Raw genomic sequence first — 458 nt, forward strand, 5'->3', positions numbered from 1 at the left:
GCTGTTCAATGAACAGTGATAAAACGGCGTGCTGTAGCTATAAAAACCCTTATAGCGACTACAGCGCAGCGACTTATCAATGGTCACGAAACGTTCACAAACGGTATTTAAGGTAAAAAAGTAGTACTAAATGGTGGAGCCAAGCGGGATCGAACCGCTGACCTCCTGCGTGCAAGGCAGGCGCTCTCCCAGCTGAGCTATGGCCCCATTAACACATAACTTTTCCGGGTAATTTTATTCAGAACAAGGCATTTTAGGGCGAAGCATAGCTTGCTATGCGAGTCATAAAATAACGCAGTGCTGGATAAAATTTGGTGGGTCTGGGCAGACTTGAACTGCCGACCTCACCCTTATCAGGGGTGCGCTCTAACCAACTGAGCTACAGACCCGGTTATTTCGCCGTACGCTTGAGCACTTGGCCCAAACACAGCTGAAATAATTACCGTTTGCTCTATCAC

General features: G+C 47.6%; 2 tRNA genes. Both read right to left on the reverse strand.

Annotation, left to right across the window (positions count from 1 at the left end):
* Positions 1-131 precede the first annotated feature (131 nt).
* A tRNA-Ala gene (locus tag ACT3TR_RS17370) sits at positions 132-207 on the reverse strand.
* Between the two features lie 105 nt (positions 208-312).
* Positions 313-389: transfer RNA gene (locus ACT3TR_RS17375), tRNA-Ile, on the reverse strand.
* Positions 390-458 lie beyond the last annotated feature (69 nt).

The organism is Halomonas sp. AOP12-B1-6, from assembly GCF_052379225.1.
Taxonomy (GTDB): Bacteria; Pseudomonadota; Gammaproteobacteria; order Pseudomonadales; family Halomonadaceae; genus Vreelandella; species Vreelandella casei.